4 protein-coding genes are annotated in these 3,198 nt (G+C 32.1%); all 4 read right to left on the bottom strand.

The features are described 5' to 3' along the window. On the bottom strand, positions 1-467 hold a 467-nt coding region (locus H3S88_RS13015), incomplete at its 3' end, for a hypothetical protein (RefSeq protein ID WP_198237278.1). 18 nt (positions 468-485) lie between these two features. After that, a complete protein-coding gene (locus tag H3S88_RS13010) occupies positions 486-1,790 on the bottom strand; it encodes a hypothetical protein (protein ID WP_198228734.1) in 1,305 nt (434 codons plus the stop codon). Positions 1,791-1,871: 81 nt separating this feature from the next. Further along, on the bottom strand, positions 1,872-2,561 hold the full coding sequence (locus H3S88_RS13005; RefSeq protein ID WP_198228735.1) for a hypothetical protein: 690 nt from the start codon (positions 2,559-2,561) through the stop codon (positions 1,872-1,874). 18 nt (positions 2,562-2,579) lie between these two features. After that, positions 2,580-3,198 (bottom strand): hypothetical protein (locus H3S88_RS13000; RefSeq protein ID WP_198237277.1); only part of this gene is annotated, 619 nt, incomplete at its 5' end.

Genomic DNA, 3,198 nt, shown 5'->3' with positions numbered 1-3,198 from the left:
AAACCTCTTTCATAAGTTTCTTCGCTCACATCTGTTACTTTAATGACTTTTATCGGGCCATAGCAAAACGAGTTATCGTAAATTGGTTCGACATCTCGACGATCAATATCTTCATATTGATATTCACGTCCTAAATCTGTTAAATCATAATGATAAAGTCCCTCTTTACCGTCAACGGGTTGACGAGTTAATAAGCCTATTTCTGCAAATAAAGGTAAGGTTTTTGCTAAATCCTCTTTATTCGAACGTTCCCATTTAGAATCTTCGTTTGAAAGAGGAATATCTGTATAAGGGAATTTGACCGACCCCAAATAAAAACAGAAATTTCCTTTGATTTTGAGGTCAGTTTGAACTCCATCATACATATTTTGAGCTGATTTTTTGAACTCATCTTTATTATAGGTATCACAACCAAAAAGAAGACTGGACACAAGTATTAGGATTGTTAATTGGACATTATTTTTCATTATATATTTTCCTATATCTTAAAAACCGTTTACAAGAGAGTGATGATTTTTATAAGTGTAATAAATCATCAATGGTTGGTTGTCAACAATTTTATTTTGACTATTTTGCGACGTTTGACCTTTTGGCCAATAATTTAATTGTAAATAAATCTCTTCAATACTTATATAACAAAATTCGCCCACTTTATAAAAAACTTGAAAATAATTCAATTCATTATTTTTTGAATCCGTTGCTTTTTTATATGACTCAATTCGTCCAACTTTGCTTAGAATTAATTTTTCGTCTTTATCAACAGGTTCTAGGGGTATCTGCCGTTTTATCAATAAATCTTCTGGTGAATCGTTGACAAACTCTAAGATTGGAAATTTGGTACCTTTGGTAATTTTTAAAGCAACGGTTTCTTTATTATTTCTATCAAAAAACCTTAATATGGCTTCAAAATAACTTTGTTTAGGTATGTAGTTGGGTAAAACAAATGAGATATAAATTTCCCTACAATATTTTGCAACTTCATATATAGCTCTTTCTTTTTGACCTACTTGATCATAAGCTTCTTTAGAATCCTTATATGTTCGCATTTGTTCTAAGTAATAAATTGGTTTTTCTTGTAATTGTATTACTGCATCTAGATTAATCAAAGCTGCCATAAAGTCATTAATTTCCAGTGCCATACTATCAAAGGTCGCAGCATAAGCGATGCCTTTATCTGATGATTTGGTGCCAAACAAGCAGTTATTAAACCAGATTTGCATTTTATCCCAATCGTCTGATTCATCTTTAAATATTTTTTGGATAATAGTTATGACAAGTTGTGCCACCAATATGAACACAAAAATCGCGAAGCCAATAGGCCCGCTGAATATAGATATAGATAACATTAAGCCTATCGATTGTGCTAAGCTAGCTATCCCCGATATAACCTGTAAACCACCTGCGATACACAAAGCTGTACCAACCGCACCACTTTTTTGCATTCCTTTAGCAAAAAGGAAGCATCCTTCAGTAATGGAAATCACACTGCTAATTATGCCCATAACACCTGCAGCACCAGTTGAGATTTTAAATATACCATTAACTAACGTGCTTAAACTTGCTCGGTTGGTAATAAATGTTCTGACAGCTTGACTCAGCGTTAAATCAGCAAATTTAAGCAATTCATTTATGGTATTTGTGAATCCCGCCACAACTTTATAAAAACCAAACTGTACATCACGCTTAATTTCATAGCGTATTGTTTCACCAATCGAATTATCTTCTAATTTTTTTAAATTTTCCTGATATTGGATATAAGTAACACCTGCTTGTAATCCTGCTGTTAACAACGCAAAAAAAGACTCGTTACAAATATCACAGCTATTAATTGAATAATTTTTTTCATCATTTATTCTTAATTAATATTTTCATTAAGGTTTCTTAAGAAAATAAGCGGATGAATCTTGATATAGTTTGCCATCTTTGCCTTTTATGTATAGTAGCATGTGAGGATAAGTAACATTTTGCAAGTGCACGGAACTAGAATCATACACAGCTTTAAGTTTATCTTGATTATTAATTACCCATTCAGGCGTATCAACAACTTGATAATCAAAATAAACAGATACTTGTGTTTCATTATAACCGCTCAAACCTCGTTCATACGTTTTTTCGCTCACATCTGTAACTTTAATGACTTTTATCGGGCCATAGCAAAACGAGTTATCATAATATGTTCTCCCACTTGTTGACTTTTTATAAGAAGAGTATAAATATTCTTGCCCCAACTCGGTCAAATCATAATGATAAAGTCCCTCTTTACCGTCAACGGGATGACGAGTTAATAAACCTATTTCTGCAAATAAAGGTAAGGTTTTTGCTAAATCCTCTTTATTCCAACCCATCCATTTAGTATCTTCCTTTGAGGGAGGAATATCTGTATAAGGGAATTTTACAGATCCCAAATAAAGACAGAAATGCCCTTTAATTTTGGTGTTAGCCAGTACCTCGTCATAAGCATTTTGAATTAACTTTTTGAACTCATCTTTATTATAGGTATCGCAACCCAAAAGAAGACTGGACACAAGTATTAGGATTGTTAATTGGACATTATGTTTCATTATCTATTTTCCTATATCTTAAAAACCGTTCACAGGGGAGTGATGATTTTTATAAGTGTAATAAATCATCAATGGTTGGTTGTCAACAATTTTATTTTGACTATTTTGCGACGTTTCACCTTTCGGCCAATAATTTAATTGTAAATAAATCTCTTCAATACCTACATAATAAAATTCGCCCACTTTATAAAAAACTTGGAAATAATTCAATTCATTATCTTCCGAGTCAGTTGCTTTTTTATATGACTCAATTCGTCCAACTTTGCTTAGAATTAATTCTTCTTCTTTATCAACAGGTTCTAGGGGTATCTGCCGTTTTATCAATAAATCTTCTGATGAACCGTTGACAAACTCTAAGATTGGAAATTTCGTACCATTGGCAATTTTTAAAGCCACGGTTTCTTGATTATTTCTATCAAAAAACCTTAATATGGCTTCAAAATAACTTTCATCACTATCATAATTTGGTAAAACAAATGAAATATAAATTTCCCGACACAAGTGTGCAACATCTGCAGCCCTTTCTGGGTGACCTATTTGGTCATAATCTTTTTTAGAATCCTTATATGTTCGCATTTGTTCTAAGTAATAAATTGGTTTTTCTTGTAATTGTATTACTGCATCTAGATTAATCAAA

Origin of the sequence: Gilliamella sp. B14448G11 (assembly GCF_016101765.1) — a bacterium.
In the GTDB taxonomy this organism is placed as follows: Bacteria; Pseudomonadota; Gammaproteobacteria; order Enterobacterales; family Orbaceae; genus Gilliamella; species Gilliamella apicola_N.
The sequence above is the reverse complement of the archived record's forward strand: the minus strand, read 5'-3'. Positions and strand labels throughout refer to the sequence as shown.

What these genes read in the sequence shown, in the direction of transcription:
- H3S88_RS13005 (WP_198228735.1), bottom strand. Translation starts at nt 2,561, where the DNA reads ATGAAACATAATGTCCAATTAACAATCCTAATACTTGTGTCCAGTCTT.